This is a genomic window from Streptomyces albicerus (assembly GCF_008905045.1).
GTDB classification, from domain to species: Bacteria; Actinomycetota; Actinomycetes; order Streptomycetales; family Streptomycetaceae; genus Streptomyces; species Streptomyces albicerus.
Window position 1 is genome coordinate 41,113 of sequence record NZ_VWMY01000011.1, and the last position, 21,418, is coordinate 62,530.

At 71.1% G+C, this 21,418-nt stretch carries 21 protein-coding genes and 1 pseudogene; 10 read left to right on the top strand and 12 right to left on the bottom strand.

Annotated elements, in window-relative coordinates:
* The first annotated feature begins 69 nt into the window (after positions 1–69).
* Both GAS53_RS11290 and GAS53_RS11295 read left to right on the top strand, forming a co-directional pair.
* Positions 70–891, top strand: coding sequence for a phytanoyl-CoA dioxygenase family protein (locus GAS53_RS11290; RefSeq protein WP_151477365.1), 822 nt, complete (start codon positions 70–72; stop codon positions 889–891).
* Positions 888–1,163, top strand: a complete 276-nt coding sequence (locus GAS53_RS11295) for a hypothetical protein (RefSeq protein ID WP_151477366.1) — start codon at positions 888–890, stop codon at positions 1,161–1,163. The genes GAS53_RS11290 and GAS53_RS11295 overlap by 4 nt, the downstream gene beginning before the upstream one ends.
* A 3-nt stretch (positions 1,164–1,166) precedes the next feature.
* Here GAS53_RS11295 and GAS53_RS11300 read toward each other — a convergent pair whose 3' ends face one another.
* Both GAS53_RS11300 and GAS53_RS11305 read right to left on the bottom strand, forming a co-directional pair.
* Positions 1,167–2,024: a class II fructose-bisphosphate aldolase gene (locus GAS53_RS11300; protein ID WP_151477367.1), complete on the bottom strand. Its 858-nt coding sequence runs from the start codon at positions 2,022–2,024 to the stop codon at positions 1,167–1,169.
* 11 nt (positions 2,025–2,035) lie between these two features.
* Positions 2,036–2,920, bottom strand: coding sequence for an SIS domain-containing protein (locus GAS53_RS11305; protein WP_151477368.1), 885 nt, complete (start codon positions 2,918–2,920; stop codon positions 2,036–2,038).
* A gap of 135 nt (positions 2,921–3,055) precedes the next feature.
* Here GAS53_RS11305 and GAS53_RS11310 point away from each other — a divergent pair, with 135 nt between their 5' ends.
* Positions 3,056–3,835 carry a DeoR/GlpR family DNA-binding transcription regulator gene (locus GAS53_RS11310; protein ID WP_151477369.1) on the top strand — a complete coding sequence of 260 codons (780 nt, stop codon included), beginning with the start codon at positions 3,056–3,058 and terminating at the stop codon, positions 3,833–3,835.
* Here the strand turns inward: GAS53_RS11310 and GAS53_RS11315 are convergent.
* The 4 genes from GAS53_RS11315 to GAS53_RS11330 all read right to left on the bottom strand — a co-directional run bounded on the left by GAS53_RS11315 (position 3,816) and on the right by GAS53_RS11330 (position 8,039).
* Positions 3,816–5,630: a hypothetical protein gene (locus tag GAS53_RS11315; protein ID WP_318721959.1), complete on the bottom strand. Its 1,815-nt coding sequence runs from the start codon at positions 5,628–5,630 to the stop codon at positions 3,816–3,818. The two genes, GAS53_RS11310 and GAS53_RS11315, sit on opposite strands and share 20 nt — an antisense overlap.
* Before the next feature lie 310 nt (positions 5,631–5,940).
* Entirely contained in the window at positions 5,941–6,402 is a 462-nt protein-coding gene (locus GAS53_RS11320) for a TIGR03668 family PPOX class F420-dependent oxidoreductase (RefSeq protein ID WP_151477370.1), read from the bottom strand.
* A gap of 17 nt (positions 6,403–6,419) precedes the next feature.
* Entirely contained in the window at positions 6,420–7,247 is an 828-nt protein-coding gene (locus tag GAS53_RS11325; protein WP_151477371.1) for an LLM class F420-dependent oxidoreductase, read from the bottom strand.
* A 126-nt stretch (positions 7,248–7,373) separates the two neighbouring features.
* Positions 7,374–8,039: a dienelactone hydrolase family protein gene (locus GAS53_RS11330; RefSeq protein WP_151477489.1), complete on the bottom strand. Its 666-nt coding sequence runs from the start codon at positions 8,037–8,039 to the stop codon at positions 7,374–7,376.
* A 248-nt stretch (positions 8,040–8,287) separates the two neighbouring features.
* Here GAS53_RS11330 and GAS53_RS11335 point away from each other — a divergent pair, with 248 nt between their 5' ends.
* Positions 8,288–8,743: an archease gene (locus tag GAS53_RS11335; RefSeq protein WP_151477490.1), complete on the top strand. Its 456-nt coding sequence runs from the start codon at positions 8,288–8,290 to the stop codon at positions 8,741–8,743.
* A gap of 477 nt (positions 8,744–9,220) precedes the next feature.
* On the opposite strand, the gene GAS53_RS11340 is transcribed toward GAS53_RS11335, so the two are convergent.
* Both GAS53_RS11340 and GAS53_RS11345 read right to left on the bottom strand, forming a co-directional pair.
* Positions 9,221–9,445: a transposase gene (locus GAS53_RS11340; RefSeq protein ID WP_225858860.1), complete on the bottom strand. Its 225-nt coding sequence runs from the start codon at positions 9,443–9,445 to the stop codon at positions 9,221–9,223.
* Between the two features lie 141 nt (positions 9,446–9,586).
* Positions 9,587–10,063: a peptidoglycan-binding domain-containing protein gene (locus GAS53_RS11345; protein WP_151477372.1), complete on the bottom strand. Its 477-nt coding sequence runs from the start codon at positions 10,061–10,063 to the stop codon at positions 9,587–9,589.
* Positions 10,064–10,164: 101 nt separating this feature from the next.
* Between GAS53_RS11345 and GAS53_RS58300 the strand changes: the two are divergent.
* Positions 10,165–10,338: pseudogene (locus tag GAS53_RS58300) on the top strand (IS5 family transposase); the annotation flags it as partial.
* 776 nt (positions 10,339–11,114) lie between these two features.
* On the opposite strand, the gene GAS53_RS11350 reads toward GAS53_RS58300, so the two are convergent.
* On the bottom strand, positions 11,115–12,527 hold the full coding sequence (locus GAS53_RS11350; RefSeq protein ID WP_151477373.1) for an RtcB family protein: 1,413 nt from the start codon (positions 12,525–12,527) through the stop codon (positions 11,115–11,117).
* A 181-nt stretch (positions 12,528–12,708) separates the two neighbouring features.
* Between GAS53_RS11350 and GAS53_RS11355 the strand changes: the two genes are divergently transcribed.
* Complete coding sequence (locus tag GAS53_RS11355; protein ID WP_151477374.1) at positions 12,709–13,845, top strand: CapA family protein; 1,137 nt, start codon at positions 12,709–12,711, stop codon at positions 13,843–13,845.
* Entirely contained in the window at positions 13,842–14,486 is a 645-nt protein-coding gene (locus GAS53_RS11360) for an MBL fold metallo-hydrolase (protein ID WP_151477375.1), read from the top strand. Before GAS53_RS11355 ends, GAS53_RS11360 begins: the two co-directional genes overlap by 4 nt.
* Before the next feature lie 100 nt (positions 14,487–14,586).
* Here the strand turns inward: GAS53_RS11360 and GAS53_RS11365 are convergent, their stop codons facing one another.
* The 3 genes from GAS53_RS11365 to GAS53_RS11375 all read right to left on the bottom strand — a co-directional run bounded on the left by GAS53_RS11365 (position 14,587) and on the right by GAS53_RS11375 (position 17,927).
* On the bottom strand, positions 14,587–15,249 hold the full coding sequence (locus tag GAS53_RS11365; protein WP_151477376.1) for a phosphoribosyltransferase: 663 nt from the start codon (positions 15,247–15,249) through the stop codon (positions 14,587–14,589).
* Between the two features lie 228 nt (positions 15,250–15,477).
* Positions 15,478–16,245, bottom strand: coding sequence for a response regulator (locus tag GAS53_RS11370; RefSeq protein WP_151477377.1), 768 nt, complete (start codon positions 16,243–16,245; stop codon positions 15,478–15,480).
* Positions 16,242–17,927, bottom strand: coding sequence for a sensor histidine kinase (locus GAS53_RS11375; RefSeq protein WP_151477378.1), 1,686 nt, complete (start codon positions 17,925–17,927; stop codon positions 16,242–16,244). The genes GAS53_RS11370 and GAS53_RS11375 overlap by 4 nt, the downstream gene beginning before the upstream one ends.
* A 340-nt stretch (positions 17,928–18,267) precedes the next feature.
* Between GAS53_RS11375 and GAS53_RS11380 the strand changes: the two genes are divergently transcribed.
* The 3 genes from GAS53_RS11380 to GAS53_RS11390 are packed head-to-tail and all read left to right on the top strand — an operon-like array spanning position 18,268 to position 21,282.
* Positions 18,268–19,251 carry a Bug family tripartite tricarboxylate transporter substrate binding protein gene (locus GAS53_RS11380; protein ID WP_192583078.1) on the top strand — a complete coding sequence of 328 codons (984 nt, stop codon included), beginning with the start codon at positions 18,268–18,270 and terminating at the stop codon, positions 19,249–19,251.
* Positions 19,248–19,787 (top strand): tripartite tricarboxylate transporter TctB family protein, encoded by a 540-nt coding sequence (locus tag GAS53_RS11385; protein WP_151477380.1) that lies wholly within the window; start codon positions 19,248–19,250, stop codon positions 19,785–19,787. Before GAS53_RS11380 ends, GAS53_RS11385 begins: the two co-directional genes overlap by 4 nt.
* Before the next feature lies 1 nt (position 19,788).
* Positions 19,789–21,282, top strand: a complete 1,494-nt coding sequence (locus tag GAS53_RS11390; RefSeq protein WP_151477381.1) for a tripartite tricarboxylate transporter permease — start codon at positions 19,789–19,791, stop codon at positions 21,280–21,282.
* Positions 21,283–21,418 lie beyond the last annotated feature (136 nt).

The following is a 21,418-nucleotide window of genomic DNA, read 5'->3' on the forward strand; positions in this document are numbered from 1 at the left end:
GTGAAAAACTACCAGCGGTGGTGAAACGGACCAACGCGCCGGACCCGGCCCGCTCCGTACGTTGAACCCATGACGGACACCCAGCAGCCTCCCCTCCTGAGTTCGGTGCAGATGGCGCGTTTCGTGGCGCACGGCTCGCTGCGCCTCGACGCGGTGGTGCCGGCGGAGATGAACGCCGAGGCGATCGGTTTCCTGGGGCGGGGCGTCCCGGGCGTGCCCTACGGCAGCACGGTGCCTGACGCCTATCCCGAGGGCTCCTTCGTCCGGCGGCTCCTCGGCATCCCGGCCGTGGCGGGGGCGCTGCGCGGCCTGGTCGGTCCGGACCCGCGCGTCGACCACCACGCCGTGCACATCCGCGAGCCCCACGAGGGGCGGGCGCAGCCGCTGCACGGTGACGCGATCATCGACGTCCGCACCGACGCCTTCGACGTCCAGCTGATGTACTACCCGCAGGACGTGACCCTCGACATGGGCGGCACCCTCAGCGTGCCGGGCAGTCATCTGCGGCGTACGAACGAGTCGGACACCGGCCGCTACCAGAATCTGCTCGGCCAGTCCCGCCTCGTCTGCCCGGCCGGCACCGTGGTGTTTCTGCACCACGGCCTCTGGCACGGCGGGCGGCGCAACGAAAGCGACGCGGTCCGCTATATGTTCAAGATCCGCTTCAATCCGACCGTACGGCAGCGGCGGCTGTGGGACACCTCGGACCTCGGCCACCCGCGGGTGGCCGAGGAGCTCTCGACGTCCTTCCCGTGGTACGAACCCGCCACCGGCCGTCTGGAGATGTACAACCGTGTCCTGCTGTGGCGGTCGCTGACCGGCGACGAGTCCTTCGATCTCGAGCACTGGGTGACCCGTGTCTCCAACCGTCCCCAAGGAGACGCGGCATGACGGTCCGTCAGCAGGTTCTGGTGCTCTACCTGGGTACGTCGGCGCTGGACTCGCCGGTGGTCTGCTGGTCGGTGTACGACGGCACGGGGCGTACGTCACCCACGACCGGGGACAGCGACGAACCCCCGTACAAGTCGGGCGTGCACGCCTTGGAGGACGGCTGGCGGCTGTTCCAGGCGGCCCAGTTGATTCCGCCGTATCCGGGCGGCGAGTACGACGTGTCGTTCCTCAAGCACGAGTTCTTCTTCGAGAAGCTCGTCGAGGTGGGCTGAGCATCAGCCGGTGGCGCCGAGGACACCGATCATCCGTGCCACCGCCTCCACCATCGCCGCCCGTCCCACGGTCAGGTATGTGCGCGAGTCGACCGCCTCGGGATGGGCGGTGAGGTACTCCCTGATCGCGCCGGTCATCGCGATGTTCAGGGCCGTGCCGATGTTCACCTTGGTGATGCCGCCCGCGACGGCCGCCCGCAGCTCGGCGTCCGGGACGCCGGACGAGCCGTGCAGCACGAGCGGTACGTCGAGGGCCGCGGTGAGGCGCTTGAGGAGGTCGTGGTCGAGGGCGGCGGTGCGCGTGGTCATGGCGTGCGTGCTGCCGATGGCCACGGCCAGGGCGTCCACGCCGGAGTCGGCGACGAAGGCGCGCGCCTCGGCCGGATCGGTACGAGCACCCGCCGCGTGGGCGTCCAGCGGCGGCTCCCCCGTCTTGCCGCCGACCTCACCCAACTCGGCCTCGATCCACAGCCCTTGGGCATGGGCCCAGTCCGTCGCGGCCCGGGTGGCGGCGAGGTTCTCGGCGTACGGGAGGCGGGCCGCGTCGTACATGACGGAGCTGAATCCGGCGCCGGGCGCCTGCCGGAGCAGGTCATCGCTCTGTACGTGATCGAGGTGCAACGCGACGGGCACGGAGGCGTGTTCGGCCACGGCGGTCGCGGCGCGGGCCAGCGGGAGCAGCCGTCCGTGGCGGAACTTCACGGCGTTCTCGCTGACTTGGATGATGACGGCCGCGTTCACGGACTCGGCACCGGCGACGACGGCTTCGACGTGTTCCAGCGTGATGACGTTGAACGCGGCGACGGCACTGCGGGCGGCGGCCGCCCGGGCGACCAGCTCACCGGCTGCTGCGAGAGGCATGGACGCTCCCTTCAGGGCGTGGTGAGGATGACCGAGCGGGTGAGGTGGCGAGGCTGGTCGGGGTCCAGGCCGCGGGCCGCGGCGACGGCCACGGCCAGGCGCTGGGCGCGGACGAGTTCGGCGAGCGGGTCGAGACGGCCCTCGACCCACAACCCGCCGGTGGCACGCACCTGTTCGGCCAGGCCCTCGGGGGCCTCGCCGAGCATCCAGGTCGCGGTTCCGGCGGTGGTGACACTGATCGGGCCGTGCCGGTACTCCATCGCCGGATAGGCCTCGGTCCACGCCAGCGAGGCCTCGCGCATCTTGAGCCCGGCCTCGTTGGCGAGCCCCACGCTCCAGCCGCGCCCCAGGAAGGTGAACTGCGTGCAGTCGACGAGCCCTTCGGGCAGCGGCTCCGACAGCGCGGTGCGGGCGTCGGCGACGACCGCGTCGGTGTGCAGGCCCAGGTGGGCCCGCAGCAGGGTGAGCGCGGTGGTCGCGAACCGGGTCTGCACCACGGACTTCTCATCGGCGTAGTCGAGCACGACGACCTCATCCGCCGCCCGCATCACGGGAGATCCCGGATCCGCGGTGATCGCGACCGTGTGCGTCCGCCCCTTCAGCCGGCCGAGCAGGTCGAGCACCTCGGTGGTGGTGCCGGAGCGGGTCAGGGCGACCACACGGTCGTACGAGCGGCCGTGCGGGAACTCGGAGGCGGCGAAGGCGTCCGTCTCCCCCTGTCCCGCCCGCTCGCGCAGCACGGCGACGGCCTGCGCCATGAACCACGAGGTGCCGCACCCCACGATCGCGACCCGCTCCCCCGCGGCGGGCAGCGCGGACGCGGACGCAGAGGCCTCCTCGGCGGCCCGGATCCAGCACTCGGGCTGGCTCTTCAGCTCGGTTTCGACATGACTCACGCCTGACCCTCCCCATGGGATGATTGTTCTTGCAAGATATAGCGAGCTTTCGAGCACAATCAAGCATGTTTCGGTGAACGGTGTGCGTTAGGGTCGCCGGAAGATCAGGGAACGGTCGATGGACGGAGAGTGCGGATGTCACGCGACGCCCGCTGGCAGGCACTGCTGGAAGTGCTCGTGGAGCGCGGCCGGCTGGATGTCGAGGAGGCGGCGGCCGAGCTGGAGGTGTCGGCCGCGACCATCCGGCGTGACTTCGACCAGCTAGCCGAGCAGCAGATGCTCGTACGCACCCGGGGCGGCGCGGTCGTGCACGGTGTCTCGTACGAGCTGCCGCTGCGCTACAAGACGGCCCGCCACGCCTCCGAGAAGCAGCGCATCGCGAAGGCGGTTGCGGACCTCGTCACCGCCGGCGAGGCGGTGGGCCTGACCGGCGGCACGACCACCACGGAGGTGGCCCGCGCGCTGGCCGTACGCAGCGACCTCGCGACCGGCTCGCCCGCCCTCACCATCGTGACGAACGCGCTCAACATCGCCAACGAGCTGGCCGTACGCCCCCAGTTCAAGATCGTGCTGACCGGCGGCGTCGCGCGTCCGCAGTCGTACGAGCTCGTCGGCCCCCTCGCGGACGGCGTGCTCGGCCAGATCACCCTCGACGTGGCCGTGCTCGGCGTGGTCGCCTTCGACGTGGTGCACGGCGCGGCGGCCACGGACGAGGCGGAGGCCGCCATCAACCGGCTGCTGTGCGAGAGGGCCGAGCGTGTGATCGTCGCCGCCGACTCCAGCAAACTCGGCCAGCGGGCCTTCGCCCGGATCTGCGCGGCCGCGTCGGTGGACACGCTGGTCACGGACGCGGCGGTGAGTGAGGACGTGGTGCGGCGGTTCGAGGAAGCGGGCGTCACGGTCGTCGCCGTCTGACACGTCCGCCAACTCCTGTACGGGCCTGGCGAGGTCGGCGCGGCTGGAGAACCTTGGCGGACGGGGCCGCGGGCGCGGCGCCACCGAGCGGGAGCGGTCCCGGATCGCCGATCCCACGAGCGCGCCCCCCGCTCACCGGCAGCCGGATGCGGCGGACGGCCCGGCCGTATAACTGGAGGTCAGCCGATAGACGCCCGGCCGGGGTGCGGTCAGGCGGGTCCAGGGGCCGTCCGCCTGTACGCAGGCTCCCTCGGCGCGCAGCCATGGTGAGTGCGCGATGCGTACCGTGACTGTTCCGGCGCGCGGCATCCTGAGGATCACGTCGGCTTCTCCGGCCTTGACTCCTGCGGCCGGGGCCGAGACGAGCGGGAGTGGGTCGCTGACACGGTAGATCTTCCAGTACGCGTCGTGCCAGACAGGCCGCAGCCAGTCCTGTCCGGCTTGGATCAGGGCGGCCTCGGGCGCGGAGGCACCTTCCGGTTCCGCGTCGGGCACGACGACGTAGCCGACGGCCCACTGACGCAACCAGGCGTGATAGCGCGGTGCGTCGAGTGAGCCGTCGTAGAACAGCCGTCCCCGCTCCACGTCCAGCTGGCGGTTCCAGCCCCGCATCACCTGGACATGGGGCGCGAAGAGGTCGGCCCTCGCGGTGGTTGGTCGCGTTGACGACTTCGACCCTGCCGCGGTCCGCGCCGAGCCGGCCGAGTTCCGCGATCACCCCGTCGGTGTGCGCGGCCCAGGCCGGCACGGGTGCCGTGCCCAAGATGGAGTGGAGCGCCGACTGGGTGGTCCAGGTCGCGGTGACGAGGAACAGCGGGACCAGTACGCAGGTGCGGATACGGCGCAGGGCGGACCGGACGGCGCGGAATCCGCTGTTCAGGAGGGCCGCGAGGAGCACGGCGGGGCCGAGGTGCACCGCTAGCCGCTCCACGTTGGAGCCGACCGGTGAGGGGATCAGCCAGGTCAGCACGACCCCGGCGGCGTAGACGACGGCCCCGGCGCGCACCACCCGCCACTCGCGCGGCGCGGCCCATGCCACGGCGACTGCCAGCAGCAGGGGCAGGGTCATGCGACTCGCTCCCATGGGGTGCTCGCCTTGGAAGGGGAACAGCAGGGTCGTCAGCCAGACGGCGGCGACGGGCGGGATGGCGAGGGCGAGGCACTTGGCGTACTGCCGGTCCCGCAGATATCCGGCGCCCGCGACGAGGACGAAGAGTCCGGCCAACGGGCTGGCCAGGGTGGCGAGCAGCGCGCCCAGGGCCGCCGCGGTGAGCCGGCCGGGCCGGGGCGGTCGGCCCGCGAGAGCGAGCAGGCCGGCCAAGCCGAAGGCCAGCCCGAGGGCGAACGTGGAGCGCCCCATGGCGACGTTGCCCCACAGGCCGAGCGCGCCCAGCAGCGCGGGCCACAACGGCGCCCTCGCGGTGGTGCGTATCAGCAGGGCGGCCAGCCACCAGGTGGCGGCCAGGCCCGCCAGGACGGAGACGGTACGCACCCCCAGCAGCGCCATCAACGGCGGTGACAGCACGCTGTAGTTGGCGGCGTGCGTCCCGCCGTACCAGAACAGCCCGTAGACCGCGTCCGGGTGCCGGCCGGCGAAGCCCGCCCAGGCGTACTGGGCGGCGAGATCCCCGCCGCCCGTCGCGAGAAACGCCGCCCAGATCCCGTACAGGGGCATGACGGAGACGACGGCGATGAGCGGGATCCGGCGCTGCCGCCGCCGAGGGGGCCGACGCGTGGGCAGGCGGATGTCCGGCCGTGGCCGGGCGGGCAGGAGCAGGGTGGACTGCGTGGGCATGGCGGCTGTTCCCGGGGCGTGAGGGGGCGAGCGGGGAGCAGCCGGCCGAAGCATCAGGCACGTCGGGAAACACCCCGCGGACCTGATGGATCGTCTCGACCGAATCGCTCCCGGCCTTCGTCGCCACTCTCTTCGCACACACCACAGCGGCACCTCGGCCGATCGGCCATTTCGTCCGCACTCCCCGGCCGCTCACCTCGTCCGATCGGCCACCCCACGTCCGATCGGCCACCCCATCACGACGGGGCTCGCGCTGTTCAGGCCCAGTACTTCGCCGACAGCGTCGAGGCCTGCGTCGTCCCCCGGACCTTCAGCGACCCCCGTCGTCCTCGGGGACAGCCCGCCAGCCCGTCCACCGCAGGACGGTGACCACGATCACCGGACCTTCCGGCGGCCGGTCCCGGTACTGGGGGTACTTCTGCCGCAGCACCTCGATGGCGGCGGCGTACTCGTCCCGTGTCTCCTCGTCGGACGCGTCGGGCGGCACGGTCCGGGCGTCGCCGTCGGCGCGGACCCACCAGAGGTGGTCCCAGTCCTCGTCGTACTCGTCCACGAGCAGGCAGACGGCCGAGTGCGCGGCGATGTTGTGCAGCCGCCGCACTTGCTGCGACCTCTTCGGTTTCTGGTCGATCGCGGTGACGAAGTCGTCGCCTCGCCGCGCGAAGACGAGCGGCACAAGATGCGGGCGTCCCCCCGGGTCGACCGTCGCCAACCGCGCGATCCGCGCCTCGGCGAACCGTCTGCGCGCTTCGTCCTGCCGCATGTCCGGCATGGCGTGCTCTCCCTGGTTCAGCGGTACGCCGCGGTGGCCTCGATGTACTTGTCGAGCGTGCGCAGTGTCTCGTCCTCCGCCCGGGTCGGCAGATACAGCAGCACGCGCTCGACGCCCAGTTCGGCGTAGGTGTCCAGCGCCTCGCGGTCGTGCGGGGCGGCGTACACCGCCACGGGGGTGTCGGCGCCCGCCACCTCCTTCATCCGGTCGATCTGTGCGCCCAGTTCCTTCGGAGGGACGCCGCTGGGCATCCAGGCCGACCCGTACTCGGCCACCCGCGCGAAGGTGCGCTCGCTGCCGCCGCCGACGTAGATCGGCGGATGGGGTCGCTGTACGGGCTTGGGCCGGCAGATGACCGGGGCGAAGTCCACGAACTCGCCGTGGAACTCGGCCTCTTCATGCGTCCAGAGTTCGATGATCGCGCGGATGCGTTCGTCCATCAGCCGGCCGCGGTTGCGCGGCTGGGTCCCGTGGTTGCGCATCTCCTCGCGGTTCCAGCCGGCACCGACCCCGAAGACGGCCCGGCCGCCGGAGATCAGGTCGAGCGTGGCGACCTCCTTCGCGGTGATGATCGGATCCCGCTGGATCACGAGCGCGATCCCGGTGCCCAGCAGCAGGCTCCGGGTCGCGGCGGCGGCCGCGCCCAGGGCGACGAACGGATCGAGCGTGCGGTAGTACATGCGCGGCAGGTCGCCCCCGCCCGGATACGGAGTCTCCCGGGAAACCGGGATGTGCGTGTGCTCCGCCAGGAACAGGGCGTCGAAGCCGCGTTCCTCCAGGGCGGGCCCCAGCGTCGCCGGACCGATCCCCTCGTCGGTGAGGAAGGTCGACACTCCGAACTTCATCCGCCATCACTCCAAGTCCTGCGTCCCGTATGCCTCAGCCTGCCCATGAGCGGTACCCGCGGACAGCGTCCCCATGTCCCGTCGATGACGCGTCCACACCGACTCGCCGGATCAGCCGTCGGTGCGTCAGCCGTCGGTCGCGGTCAGGGACGCAAGGCGCTCCTCGCACCACTCCCTGGCCGTGTCGGCGACCTGCTCCAGTGCCCCGGGCTCCTCGAAGAGGTGGGTGGCACCCGGCACCACGCGCAGTGAGTGCGGGACCGGCAAGAGCTGGGCGGCCTCCCGGTTCAGCCGCATTACCTCCGGGTCCTGGCCGCCGACGATGAGCAGGACCGGGGCCCGTACGCGGTGCAGGGCATCGCCCGCCAGATCGGGCCGGCCGCCTCGCGACACCACGGTCAGGACCCGCTCCGGCCGCTCGGCGGCGGCCACCAGAGCCGCTGCCGCTCCGGTGCTGGCGCCGAACAGGGCCACGGGAAGTCCCTTGGTTCCGGGCTGTTCTTCCAGCCAGTCGATCACGGCAGCCAGGCGGCTGCCCAGGAGCGGGATGTCGAAGCGGTACTCGGCCGTCCACTCGTCCTCGCGTTCCTCACCCTCGGTGAGCAGGTCCATCAACACGGTGCCGAGTCCGGCGGTGCGCAGCTGTTCGGCGACCATCCGGTTGCGGGGGCTGTGCCGGGAGCTGCCGCTGCCGTGGGCGAACAGCACCACCGCCCGGGCCGACGTCGGCAGCACGACATCGCCCGCGAGCGCCTCACCGTCGACGGGCACCATGACCGACTGGGAGATCATCGCCGTCATCTTCTTCCTCGGGTTCTTCCTCGGGTTCTTTCTCGCGTTCTTTCTCGCGTTCTTTCTCGGGCCGCACGGTCCTCGTACCGATGTGTCCGGTCCGTTCCCCTCGTGTACCCCATGGGCCGGGCAACGATCGCCGTCGTATGGCCTGGCCGATCACGGGTACCCGTACGGAACGCAGCACTCCTTCCGAGGAGACGGCTGGGATGCGGTTCGGCGGAACGGCGGTCGGTGAGGCGGTGGGCATGGTCGGTGACACGGACGACGACATCCGGCTGCGGCGCCAGGGCGGCAGCGGCCACCGGGCGGTGCCGCACACGGCCGACGTGCGGATCGAGGCGTGGGGAGCGAGCCGGGAGCGCTGCCTGGCAGAAGCGGTGCTGGGGATGGTGGAGTGCTTCGCCGACGTCACGGCGGTACACCCGACAGCCGTGGAGCGCGTCCGGCTGGCGGAGGCCAGCGACGACGACCTGCTGACCGCGCTGCTGGACGAGGTCGTCTACCGCCTCGAGGTGCACGGCAGGGTGGCCGTCGACGTGGAGGCCGACGTGGCCGAGGACGGCCTCGTCGTACGACTCGCGTTGGCCGAGCTGGCGGACGTGGACATCATCGGTGCCGCGCCCAAGGGCGTCTCCTGGCACGGGCTGCACATCGGGCCGGACCCGTACGGCTGGTCGTGCGCGGTGACCGTCGACGTGTGAGACGTTCGAGACGTCTGAGAACCGACGAGGCCCGAGCACTCCGAAGCGATGCTCACGCTCGCTGCGATCACGCTCATGACCCGGCGGCCCACCCGGCTGCCCATCCACCCCATATCGGCAACACCACGGCCAGCAACGGCGGTTCAGGCCGTCTGACCCGACGGGCTGCCTCCATCGTGCGCTCCTCCGGTTGAACTGCCCGTTCACCAGGGAGACTTGCACGATGGCCTGCCCTTGTTCAGGGAGCAGTCACCGGTGATCACCTTTCCGGGCAGCGGGAGCGGGAGCGGAGGATCAACCGTGCGTTGGCGGAGCTGTCCCCGCACGGGCGTCCGGAGCCGGTCGTGGAGCTCGGCAAGCTGGCCCGTCACCTGCCAATTGCGGGTAAAGGCATGCACCCGCCGATACCGCGGGAAGTCCGCAGGCAGGTTGGCCACTTCACGCCGTTGTCGGCCACCTAGCGCACCGCGTCGAGCATCACACCGTGGCAATAGCCCTCCGGCCGCCCGCCCCGCCCTCCAGCCAGGCCGGAACCGGCAACAACGGCCGCACCACCCGCCACTCCGCCTCCGTCATGTCGGAGACATAGCTCGAAGTGCGCTCCGGCCCGTCCGCCGCGCTGCCGAACCTGTGCGCGAGGCAGTCACACGACGGTGGCAGCGAGTTGGGCTCCACGCACGCGAGCGCGAAAGACTGCGGCAACAGGGCCTCCTGGTACTCGGATGGGATCGCACCCCCGAACTACCAAGAGGCCCTGCTGCCATGCGCCGGCCCTCACGCGATCACCCGATCAGGAACCCTGTTCGACCAGACCAGCAGGGTGATCGATAAGCGGATGGCGTCTCACACACATTGGGGACCGTCAGTAGGGACGCCGTTGAATTCCCAGAAGGCATCCAAGGTCTTCGGTCCGACGATTCCGTCAACGGCAAGGCCGAAGCCAAAAGTGTTCAAGTAGCGCTGCAGCGCCTTGATCGTGTACGGTCCGACGATTCCATCGACGACCAAGCGGGTACCTCCATTGAAGCCACGCCTGTTGAACATCCGCTGCGCGGCCTTCCAGCTGTCCTTGCCCAGCAATCCGTTGTGCTCATAGGTTGGGTAACCCATGCGGGTCAGAAAGCACTGCCAGTTCTTCGCCCGGCGGACGGTCAGGCCGAGGTTGTTCACCGCGAGGACGGAAACGTCCTGGGTGCTCGCCGCAGGCTTGGCGGTCGGCTCGGATGCCGCAGAGCTGATGGTCGCGCCCGCCAGACTTCCGGCGGCGAGTCCGATGATGGTGGCAGCGCTGACGAATGTCCTCGTCAAGGCAGGTCGCATTTGTTGTCCTCTTAACTGTCTCGCCGCTGCGGGGCGGGATAGGGAAATGGCTTCTTCAAGGAGCGGCACATACCGCGCCCTTACTACGGGTGGAGTGGGCGGACTGCACCCAGTTCCCGACGGTCCTGGCAAAGATCCGCATTCCGCGGGTCGGTCCGGGCCGGCCCCACACGAAGCCTTAGAGCGTTGCGGCCGGCAAGGGGTATTGCAACGGCCCGTGCCGTAAGTGTCTGCGGCGCCGGGGCATCTTGCGCATGATCCCGGAGAAGACCGATGGCCAGGCCGTCCGCTCACTCCCTTTTCTCTGGCCTCGCCAATGGACCTTAGGGCCATCGTGGGCTTCGGACTTTGTCATCCGTGCAGGGAACTTTGTCAGTGGTGCACCGCCTCAAGGTCGCGCCGCTTCACGCGACCGCCATGGCCGGTGTCAGCCCCGTACGACGGGCACGGTAGCCCGGCCCGGTCGCTGAGTGTGCCGGTCGTTTGCCCCACAAGGAACGGCCGCCGCACACACCGGAATACGGGCAAGGCGGCGGTCGAGACCGCCTCTGGTTTACAGCCGCGACCTTGTTGAACTCGACTGCCGCTACCGCTGGGACCACGAGAAGCCGCCCTACGCGTCCATCAGTTCCGTGGCTCGCAGCGAAGGCGCGGGTCACCGCGGAGGGCTGGGGTGTTGGGGTGTTGGTTCGACAACTTTTCGACGGCCCCGCGCAGCTTCTCCACGATCTGCTCGTACCGCTGGACGCTGACGTTGCCGATCTTCTCCGTACTGGGCCCTGTGCCCACCCCCTGCCAGGCCGGAGCACGGCCCCGCCGTGAATCGGGAACCCCGGCCCGCCCGGTAGCGGCAGAATTGCCACACCACTGCGAAGAGCGGGTTCTGTGTGCACCGAGCACTCCACCGGGGCTTGTATACGAGATCAGCAGAGGTTCAAAGGTGGGTGCTGAGGGGTGCGGTCGGGCGGATGTACGCGACCGGACAGAGTGCGACGAACGGGCCGGGCTCGCCCTTCACCACGCCTGTCTCAGCCCGTCACCACGCCCGGTCTCAGCCCTTCACCACGCCCAACGGCACCAGCCGGGCGACCGTGCGGCACAGACCCGCGGCCTCGCTTGCCGCCACCACTTCGCCCACGTCCTTGTACGCCTCGGGGGTCTCCTCCGACAGGCCGCGGAGCGACCGCGGGCGCACCGCGATGCCCGCCGCCTCCAGCCGGGCCCGCAGGTCCTTCCCGCTGACCGCACGCGCGGCCTGGTGTCGGCTCATGACCCTGCCCGCGCCGTGGCAGGTGGAGAAGAACGCGTCGCCGTCGGGCACGCCGGCCAGGACGTACGAGGCCGTGCCCATGGTTCCGGGGATCAGCACGGGCTGGCCCACCTCGCGCAGGTCCTCCGGGAGGTCGGGGTGCCCGGGCGGGAAGGCGCGGGTGGCGCCCTTGCGGTGCACGCACAGCCGGCGCTGTGCTCCGGCCACCGGATGGGTTTCGATCTTGGCGAGGTTGTGGGACACGTCGTACACCAGCGACAGCCGGACGCCCGCGGCGCGGCGCAGGACCCGGCGGGCCGCGTCCGACAGCAACTGGCGGTTGGCGCGGCCGTAGTTGGCCGCGGCTGCCATCGCACCCAGATAGGCCCGTCCCTCGGGCGAGTCGACCGGGGTGCAGGCCAGCTGCCGGTCGGGGACGGTGATGCCGTAGCGGGACATGGCGCGGTCCATCGAGCGGACGTGATCGGTGCAGATCTGGTGGCCGAGGCCGCGCGAACCGCAGTGGATCATCACGCACACCTGGCCGGCGGCGAGCCCGAACGCGGCGGCGGCCGTCTCGTCGTACACCTCGTCGACACGCTGCACCTCGAGGAAGTGGTTGGCGGACCCCAGGCTGCCCACCTGCCCCAGCCCTCGTTCCCGCGCCCGCTCGCTGACCTCGGCCACGTCGGCGTCGGCGACCGCGCCGCCGTCCTCGCACCGCCTCAGGTCGCGCTCCTCGCCGTATCCCTCCTCCACGGCGTACCGGGAGCCGCCACGGAGGATCCGCTCCAGTTGTCCATGACGGGACGGCCGCCACACTCCGCCGGGTCCCGCGCCTCGCGGGATCGACCGGTCCAGGCCGTCCATGACCGCCGGCAGTGCCGGCTCAAGCGTCTGCCGGTCGCAGTCGGCGGCCAGCAGCCGTACGCCGCAGGAGATGTCGAAGCCGACCCCGCCGGGCGAGACGACCCCGCCGTCGTCCACGTCGGTCGCGGCCACCCCGCCGATCGGGAAGCCGTAACCCCAGTGGATGTCCGGCATGGCGTACGAGGCAACGACGATCCCTGGCAGGGTGGCCACGTTGGCGACCTGCTCGAGCGACTTCTCGGCGTCCCTCAGCAGTTTCCGGGACGCGAACACCACCCCGGGCACCCGCATCTGTCCGCTCGGGGCGATGCGGAAGCGGTGCGGGCGTTCCTCGACGAGTTCCACGGCAGCCTCCCGTGCCCGGCATCTCCATGTCCGCGGTACCCGTACGAGACGGTCCCTATCGCCCCGGCGGCCGGAATCGCCTCCCGGCGCCCGGATGCCCGACGCGCCGGACGGAACACCGGTCCGCGGCCGTCATGGCGATGCAGGAGCTCCCAGCTGGAGGTGCTCCTAGTCTGGAGGCATGGCCGATGGCGTGGTGACGCTGTTCGTCTGCGGTGATGTGATGCTCGGGCGCGGTGTCGACCAGATCCTGGCGCGGCCCGGTGATCCGGCGCTGCGGGAGGGTTACGTCCAGGACGCCCGGTCGTACGTGGACATGGCGGAGTCGGTCAACGGCCCGATTCCGGTCCCGGTCGATCCGTCCTGGCCGTGGGGCGACGCGCTGCGGTTGCTGGAGGAGGCGGCCCCCGACGTCCGGATCGTGAATCTGGAGACGGCCGTGACACGCGGCGACGCGTTCGCGCCCGACAAGGCGGTCCACTACCGCATGCACCCGGCCAACCTGCCCGCTCTCGCGGTCGCCCGGCCCGACGTCTGCGTGCTGGCCAACAACCACGTGCTGGACTTCGGCCGCGCGGGCCTGGAGGAGACGCTCGACTCGCTGGCCCGCGCGGGCCTGCGGGCGGCGGGCGCGGGGCGCAACGCCGAGGAGGCGTGGCAGCCCGTGGCGGTCCGCGCCCCGGCCGGCGGCCGCGTGCTCGTTCTCGCCCTCGGGACGCCCTCCAGCGGCATCCCGCCCGGCTGGGCGGCGAGCGCCGGCCTGCCCGGTGTCGCCTACGCTCCCGACCTGTCGGCCCGTGCGGCCGCCGCGGTGGTCCGACGCGTGCGGCAGGTGAAGCGGGCGGACGACATCGCGGTCGTGTCGGTGCACTGGGGATCCAACTGGGGCTACCGCGTCCCCCGGGAGCAGATCCGCTTCGCACACGCTCTGGTGGACGGCGGTGTCGACGTCGTCCACGGGCACTCCTCGCACCACCCCCGTCCCATCGAGGTGTACCGCGACCGGCTGATCCTCCATGGCTGCGGCGACTTCATCGACGACTACGAGGGCATACCCGGCTACGAGGAGTACCGCGACGACCTCCGGATCGCCTACCTCGTCACAGTGGCGGCGGGCACGGGCCGGCTGACCGGCCTGCGCATGGTTCCCCTGCTGGCCCGGCGCATGCGGCTGGAGCCCGCGCCGGACGAGGACCGCGCATGGCTGCGCGCCACCCTCGACCGCGTCAGCGACGGCGTGCACATCACCCTGGAGCCCGACGGCACGCTCTCGGCGGCACCGGCCGCCACCGCGCCCGCGACGGGAACGGGCCCGTGAACCGGTGGCTGCGGCTCACGCTGCTCGGCGTCGGCGCGATGAACTCGCCGCGGTTCGCCCCGGCGGGTCTGCTGCTCCGCTACGCCGGACACCGCGCGGCCTTCGACGGCGGCCCCGGCGCCGAACCGCCGCCCGGGCCGCTCGCGGGCTGGCTGGTCACCGACGAGCGGTCGGAGCTGAGGTCCGCGCTGCGCCGGAGCGCGGCCGCGCGGGGCGTCTCGATCCGGGCCGGTGATCTGGACCTCGGCGAGGTGCGGATACGTTGCCGCCCGGTGGCCCACACGTCCCATCCCACGTACGGCTATCGCATCGAGGCGGGTGATCTCGTCGTGGTGTGGGCGCCGGAGTTCTGGGAGTTTCCGGCCTGGGCCGCGCGGGCGGACCTGATGTTCGCCGATGCCGCTGCCTGGGAGCGGCCCATACGGTTCCGTGGCGGTGTGGGCGGCCACGCGAGCGTGCAGGCCGTCGCCGAGGAGGCCGTGCGGCACGGCGTGCGGCGGCTGGTCCACGCCCACATCGGGCGGCCCGGTATCCGGGCGATCGACGCCGGCCTGAAACCTCCGGTGGGCGAGTGGGGTGTCGAGGGCCGTACCTATGCGCTGCGGTTGGGACGAGTCGGGGCGGACCGGGCAGGCAGCTGAACGACGACGGCCCGCGGTGTCATCGCCTCGCGGGGCGCGGGGCGTCCGGGTGGTCTTCCTCGGGCGTCCGGGTGGCCTCCCTCGGGAAGGCATCCCTCGATTACCCGTGACCGTGATCAGCCGTGACGTCGCGCAGCGCCTCGAGCACATCGTCGTCCGTCAGCTGTGCGAAATCCTCGTACCACTCGCCGACGGCCATGAACGCCCTCGGGCGGTAGAGGCAGACCACGTCGTCGGCCTCTGCTCGCATCAGGTCGGCCGCCTGCTGTGAGCCGACGGGTACGGCCAGGACCACGCGCTCGGGTTCCCGGCGCCGTACGGCGCGCAACGCGGCGCGCGCCGTCGCGCCGGTCGCCAGTCCGTCGTCGACGACGATCACGGTCCGGCCGCTCAACTGTGGGGCGGGGCGGCCCTGCCGGTAGTGCTCCTCGCGGCGGAGCAGTTCCTTGCGCTCACGCTCCACCACGTCTGCGAGGGATGCCTCGCTCAGCCCCAGCCCGGCCAGGGTCCGGTCGTCGAAGAGGGGAGGCTCGTCTCCGGCGATCGCGCCGACGCCGAGCTCCTCCTGGAACGGCGCCCCGATCTTGCGCACGACGAGCACGTCCAGCGGGGCCTGGAGCATCCGCGCGACTTCGCGGGCGACCGGGACTCCGCCGCGGGGCAGGGCGAGTACCACGGGATGTGGAAGGGCCCCCTTCTCCTGCAGGACACGAAGCCGTTCCGCCAGCTCCTGTCCCGCCTGCCTGCGGTCACGGAACTGCATCTGCTTCTTCTTCCTCACGGCACCGAGTGACGATGGTGCGGCGTGCTTCTCATCTGTCACCGCGTACCCAACGGGCCTCCGTCCAACCGCGCACCCCGCCGACACCCCACGTGCGGTTCGGCCGAGGCCCCGTTAGGGGCGCGGGGCTGTATCGATATGCGGCTCCGCCGCGTGGGCGCGACCAGCCCCCACCGGCCCGCAGGTTCATCCGTGCTTCCAGCGGAGCGCTCACGCGTGGGCTTCGCCACCGGGCCGGAGTCCCGTGGGCTGCCCGCGGAACCGGTAGCGGCGCTCGGGCCGTCCGGCCACGCCGTAGCGCAGGGACACATCGGCGTTACCGACGGTGTGGAAGTACTCCAGGTAGCGGCGGGCGCTGACGCGGGAGATGCCGGCCAGGGTCGCGCACTCGGCGGCGGACAGGGTGTCCTCGGCGTTGCGGAGGGTGCGTTCGATCAGGTCGGCGGTCTCCACGCTCATGCCCTTGGGCAGCGTGCCCGTCGACGTCGGCACGGCTGCTCCGGCCAGGACCCGGTCCACGTCGGCCTGGCCGTTCACGACAGTGGCGAGCAGGCGGCCGCGCTGGTGGGCGTAGCGCTCCAGGCGGGCGCGCAGGTCGTCGAACTCGAAGGGTTTGAGGAGGTAGTCGACGGCGCCGTGGCGGACGGCGCCGCGGACCGTGTCGGCTTCCCGTGCGGCGCTGATGACCATGATGTCGCAGTCGTGGCCGGCGGTGCGCAGCCGCGGGATGACGTCCAGGCCGAAGACGTCCGGCAGATACAGGTCGAGCAGGACGAGGTCCGGGTGCAGTTCGTCGACGGCCTGGACCGCCTGCTCGCCGGTGTTGGCGACACCGACGACGCGGAACGGCTCGACGCGTTCGACGAAGGTGCGGTGGACTCGGGCCACCATGAAGTCGTCGTCGACCACCAGCACGTCGATCGTGCCGGTCGTACCGGGCGCCCCCTGCTCGCCTCGCTCGCCTCTCTCGCCGCTCATCGTGGTGCTCCTTCCGCCACCGCATCGGTGAGGTGGCTGACGGTCATGCGTGCGGTGAACATGGCCCCGTCAGGGGTGTTGGTCACCGAGATCTCACCACCGTGACGCTCGCAGACCAGGCGGGTGAGCGCCAGACCGATACCGCGCTCGCCCTCCTGGGCGGCCTTGGTGGTGAAGCCGTGCGAGAACACCTCCCGGGCGAGTTCCGGTGCGACGCCGGGGCCGGAGTCACGGACCACGATCTCCACACTGGAGGCGTCCTGCCGCAGTTCGACCTCGACCCAGGCCTCGCGGGCAGCGGGGTCAGGTACGGCGGCGCCGTGGGGTTCAGGCCCCGTGGCGGCGACGGCCGCGGCGTCCACGGCGTTGTCGACGAGGTTGCCGACCACGGTCGCCACATCGGCGGCGTCCTCCGGTGTGAGCCGGTCGAGCGCCGTACTGTCCGAGATCCGCAGGCTGACCTTCCGTTCGGCGGCCAGGGAGGACTTCGCCATGAGCAGGGCGGCGACGGCGGTGTCGCGGACACGGCGACTGAGGGTGACGTCCAGTGACTGGCGGCGCTGGTTCAGCGCGCGGATATAGCTCACGACCTCGTCCTGCTCGCCGATCTGGATCAGTCCGGAGATGGTGTGCAACTGGTTGGCGAACTCATGGGCCTGGGCGCGCAGCAGTTCGGAGGAGCTGCGGAAGGATCCGATCTCCCGCTCCAGCCGGGCCAGTTCGGTGCGATCCCGCAGGGTGGTGACCGAGCCGAGCGGGCGGCCGTCCTTGGTGACGGTCATCCGGTTCATCACCAGCACCCGGCCGTGGCGGACGACGACCTCGTCGCGCCGGCCGGCCGCGCCGTCCCGGTCGCCCGCCAGGACGTCCCGCAGCCGTCCCTCGATGGAGAGTTCGGCCAGGCTCCGGCCCACGCAGTCCTCGGGAAGGTCGAGCAGGCGCCGGCCCATGTCGTTGACCAGGGTGAGCCGGTGCTGCGGGTCGAGGGCGATCACGCCCTCCGCGATCCCGTACAGCATCGCCTCGCGGTGCTCGGCGAGGCCGGCGATCTCGCGCGGCTCAAGGCCGAGGGTCTGCCGTTTGACGCGTCTGGCCAGCAGCCAGGAGCCGACCAGACCGAGTCCGCTGGCGATGCCGAGGTAGGCGAGCAGGTACGAGGACGCGCCGCTGAGCCGCTGCCACACCGTCGGGTCGGCCTCGCCGATCATCACCGTGCCCAGATGCTGCCCGAGGTTCTCCTGCGTCGCGCCGAGTACGGGAACCTGGGCCACGAGTTCGCGGCCGCCGTCCAGGGTCAGCGAGCCGGACCAGCCCCGGCCCTCGGCGGCGTCCTCGCCACGAGGCAGCCGGTCGCCGATCGTTGTGGGGTTGGTGGAGCTGACGATCCGGCCGCCGGCGTCGGCCACCGTGACCGAGGTGACCCCGGACTGCGTCTGCGTGGAGTTCACCAGCGGGGCCAACGCCTCCTGCGGCACGGGCTGTGCGAGCTGGCTGCGTACGAGGGGGTTGGCGGCCAGTTGCTCGGCCAGCGCGCCGACCCGGCGGCCCTCTACGCGGTTGAAGGTCGCCTCCGACTGCGCGAGGGAGACCGCGGCGACCGCCAGCAACACCACGACGACGATGGCGAGTTGCAGCACCAGCATCTCGCCCGCGAGGGTCTGGCGACGGAAGGCGGCGACCACGACGTACTCAATCTCTCGTGCCGGCCCGGCACTGGGCGGCTGATCTGCGGGGCCGCACCATCATGGCGTCCGCCCGCGGCCGGGGAAAGAGCCGCGAGAGGAGCCAGGAGGCGAGAGGCGCCGAACCCTCCTCCCTACGCACACGGTGCCGGTGATTCCGCACATGGTGCCGCGGGCTTACGTACTTGGTGCCGGTGACCGCAAAGACCACAACCTCCGTTGGTTCCGGAAGAGAGACAGGCCGTTTACCTGCGGGCAACATGTGGCCCACATCACCCTCCCCCACAGGGCTGCCGTACCTCATCTACCTTCACCGACGTACCGACAGGTGGTGGCATTCGTGCGCCTGCGCACCCCCCTTGCCCTGCTCGGGGCCGCCGTGCTCGTGCTCGTGGGACCTCCGTTGCTCACGTCCGGCAGTGACGCCGCGACCGGCACGCAGATCCCGGGCCTGCGCTTCATGGTCCCCAACACGCCCGGCGGCGGCTACGACATCACGGCCCGTACGGCCGCGAAGAACGCCGAGGACGCCGATCTCACCCACAACATCGAGGTGTTCAACCTGCCCGGGGCCGGCGGCACCGTCGGGCTCAGTCGGCTGGTGAGCGAGCACGGCAACGGCAAGCTCGCCATGTCGATGGGCCTCGGTGTCGTGGGCGCCGTCCGCTCCAACCATGCGCCCAAGACGCTAGCCGACACCACCCCGATCGCCCGGCTCACCGAGGAGCAGGACGTCGTCGTGGTCGCCAAGGACTCCCCGTACAAGACCATCGACGAGCTGATCGGCGCTTGGAAGGCGAACCCCGGCAAACTCCCGGTCGGCGGCGGCTCCTCGCCCGGCGGTCCTGACCACCTCGCGCCCATGCTGATGGCGCGGGCCGCCGGGATCGAGCCGAAGGACGTCAACTACATCCCCTTCGACGGCGGCGGCGAGCTGCTCGCCTCGATCCTCGGCAACAAGGTCGCCTTCGGGGTGTCCGGCGTCGGCGAGTACCTCGACCAGATCAAGGCGGGCGAGCTCCGGGTGCTGGCGGTGACCGGCCCCGAGCGCGTCGACGAACTGGACGCGCCCACGCTCAAGGAGTCCGGCTACGACGTGGACTTCACCAACTGGCGCGGCATTGTCGCCCCGCCCGGCCTGTCCGATGCCGAGCGCGACAAGCTCGTACGTCTCGTCGAGGAGCTGCACGACTCCCCCGAGTGGCAGAAGTCCCTGCAGCAGAACGGCTGGGACGACGCCTTCCTGACCGGCGAGAAGTTCGGCGCCTTCCTGGGGGCCCAGGACAAGCGCGTGGTTTCGGTGCTGAAGGAGCTGGGACTGTGACGACGCAGACGACCGACATCCCCCCGACGCCCACGGACGAGCGTCGCTCGTGGCTGCGCGAACACTCCGAACTCGGGGTCTGCGTCCTGCTGTTGGCTCTCGGCGCGCTGGTTCTGACCGACGCGCTCACCATGGACGTCGACATCACCCAGCGCGGGCCCGTCGGACCGAAGACCGTGCCGGTCGTCGTCGGTATCGGGCTGCTCGTCATCGCCGCCCTGCTCGCCGTCGACGTGTTGCGCGGCGGCCACGGCCAGGCGGAGACCGGCGAGGACATCGACCTGTCCGAGCCCGCCGACTGGCGTACGGTCCTGCTGCTCACCGGCGTCTTCCTCGGCGCGGCCGTTCTGATCGAACCTCTCGGCTTCCCCATCGCGGGCGCTCTCCTCTTCTGGGGAGCCGCCTTCGCGCTCGGCAGCCGCCGGGTCGACCGGGACCCGCTCATCGCGGGCGTTCTCTCCCTCGCCACCTACGCCCTCTTCAACAACCTGCTCGGAGTACCGCTGCCCGGCGGCCCGCTGATGGGAGTGATGTGACATGGATGCCCTCAACTCCCTGATGGACGGCTTCGGTACGGCTCTGACGCCGATCAACCTGCTGTGGGCCGCCATCGGTGTGCTGCTCGGCACCGCGATCGGCGTCCTGCCCGGCATCGGTCCCGCGATGGCGGTCGCGCTCTTGCTGCCGGTGACATACGGGCTCAATCCGATCGGCGCGTTCATCATGTTCGCCGGCATCTACTACGGCGCGATGTTCGGCGGCTCGACCACCTCGATCCTGCTCAACACCCCAGGTGAGAGCGCCGCGGTGGTCGCGGCCATGGAGGGCAACCCGATGGCCAAGTCGGGGCGCGGCGCGCAGGCGCTCGCGGCCGCCGCCATCGGCCACTTCGCGGGCGGCCTTATCGGCACCATCCTGCTGGTCGCGCTCGCGCCGACGGTCGCGGAGCTGGCGGTGGACATCGGTGCGCCGGACTACTTCGCCATCATGGTGCTGGCGTTCATCGCGGTGACGTCGGTGCTGGGTTCGTCCCGCATCCGAGGCCTGGCGTCCCTGCTGATCGGTCTGACGCTCGGCCTGGTGGGCCTGGATCAGATGACCGGCCAGCAGCGCCTGACCTTCGGTTCCCTCCAACTCGCCGACGGCATCGACGTGGTGATCGTGGCGGTCGGTCTCTTCGCGATCGGCGAGGCCCTGTGGGTGGCGGCGCACCTGCGGCGCAGGCCGCCGGAGCCGATCCCGGTGGGCCGCCCCTGGCTCGACCGGGGCGATGTGAAGCGCACCTGGAAGTCGTGGGCGCGCGGCCCGTTCATCGGCTTCCCGTTCGGCGCGATCCCGGCGGGCGGCGCGGAGATCCCCACCTTCCTCTCCTACGTCACGGAGAAGCGCCTGTCCAAGCACAAGGACGAGTGGGGCAAGGGTGCGATCGAGGGCGTGGCGGGGCCGGAGTCTGCGGCGTCCGCCTCGGCGGCGGGCACGCTGGTGTCCATGCTGACCCTGGGGCTGCCGACCACGGCGGTCGCGGCGGTGATGCTGGCCGCCTTCCAGCAGTACGGCATCCAGCCGGGCCCGCTGCTGTTCGAGCGTGAACCGGATCTGGTGTGGGGCCTGATCGCCTCGCTGTTCGTGGGCATGGTGCTGCTGCTCGCGCTCAACCTGCCGCTGGCGCCGGTGTGGGCGAAGCTGCTGCGCATCCCCCGGCCGTACCTGTACGCCGGGATCATGTTCTTCGCGGCGGTCGGCGCGTACGCGGTCGGCGGCGAGGTCATCGACCTGGTGATCCTCCTGATCATCGGCCTGATCGGCTTCGGCATGCGGCGCTACGGCCTGCCGATCCTGCCCGCCGTCATCGGCGTCATCCTCGGTCCGAACGCCGAGCAGCAGCTTCGGCGTGCCCTGCAGATCAGCGACGGCAGTGTCACGGGACTGGTCAACACGCCCTTCGCGGTGACCGTGTACGCGGTGACAGCGGTGCTGCTGGCCTGGCCCCTGCTCAAGCGGCTCGTGGTGCGCGACCGCGTGAGCGCCTGATTGTTCGTTCGCGGTGTCCGGCCACCTTCGTGGCCGGGCACTGTGTCGTTTCGGCTGACTTGCGGACGAGCATGGTCACCGCCTCTCCTCTCCCGGTCACCCATGGGGCAAGGTGGTGCTGGAGACGCGCCAGGAG

Coding starts and splice junctions, on each gene's coding strand:
- GAS53_RS11290 (WP_151477365.1), top strand. CDS start 70: ATGACGGACACCCAGCAGCCTCCCCTCCTGAGTTCGGTGCAGATGGCG.
- GAS53_RS11295 (WP_151477366.1), top strand. CDS start 888: ATGACGGTCCGTCAGCAGGTTCTGGTGCTCTACCTGGGTACGTCGGCG.
- GAS53_RS11300 (WP_151477367.1), bottom strand. CDS start 2,024: ATGCCTCTCGCAGCAGCCGGTGAGCTGGTCGCCCGGGCGGCCGCCGCC.
- GAS53_RS11310 (WP_151477369.1), top strand. CDS start 3,056: ATGTCACGCGACGCCCGCTGGCAGGCACTGCTGGAAGTGCTCGTGGAG.
- GAS53_RS11315 (WP_318721959.1), bottom strand. CDS start 5,630: ATGCCCACGCAGTCCACCCTGCTCCTGCCCGCCCGGCCACGGCCGGAC.
- GAS53_RS11320 (WP_151477370.1), bottom strand. CDS start 6,402: ATGCCGGACATGCGGCAGGACGAAGCGCGCAGACGGTTCGCCGAGGCG.
- GAS53_RS11325 (WP_151477371.1), bottom strand. CDS start 7,247: ATGAAGTTCGGAGTGTCGACCTTCCTCACCGACGAGGGGATCGGTCCG.
- GAS53_RS11330 (WP_151477489.1), bottom strand. CDS start 8,039: ATGATCTCCCAGTCGGTCATGGTGCCCGTCGACGGTGAGGCGCTCGCG.
- GAS53_RS11335 (WP_151477490.1), top strand. CDS start 8,288: ATGGTCGGTGACACGGACGACGACATCCGGCTGCGGCGCCAGGGCGGC.
- GAS53_RS11345 (WP_151477372.1), bottom strand. CDS start 10,063: ATGCGACCTGCCTTGACGAGGACATTCGTCAGCGCTGCCACCATCATC.
- GAS53_RS11355 (WP_151477374.1), top strand. CDS start 12,709: ATGGCCGATGGCGTGGTGACGCTGTTCGTCTGCGGTGATGTGATGCTC.
- GAS53_RS11365 (WP_151477376.1), bottom strand. CDS start 15,249: ATGCAGTTCCGTGACCGCAGGCAGGCGGGACAGGAGCTGGCGGAACGG.
- GAS53_RS11370 (WP_151477377.1), bottom strand. CDS start 16,245: ATGAGCGGCGAGAGAGGCGAGCGAGGCGAGCAGGGGGCGCCCGGTACG.
- GAS53_RS11390 (WP_151477381.1), top strand. CDS start 19,789: ATGGATGCCCTCAACTCCCTGATGGACGGCTTCGGTACGGCTCTGACG.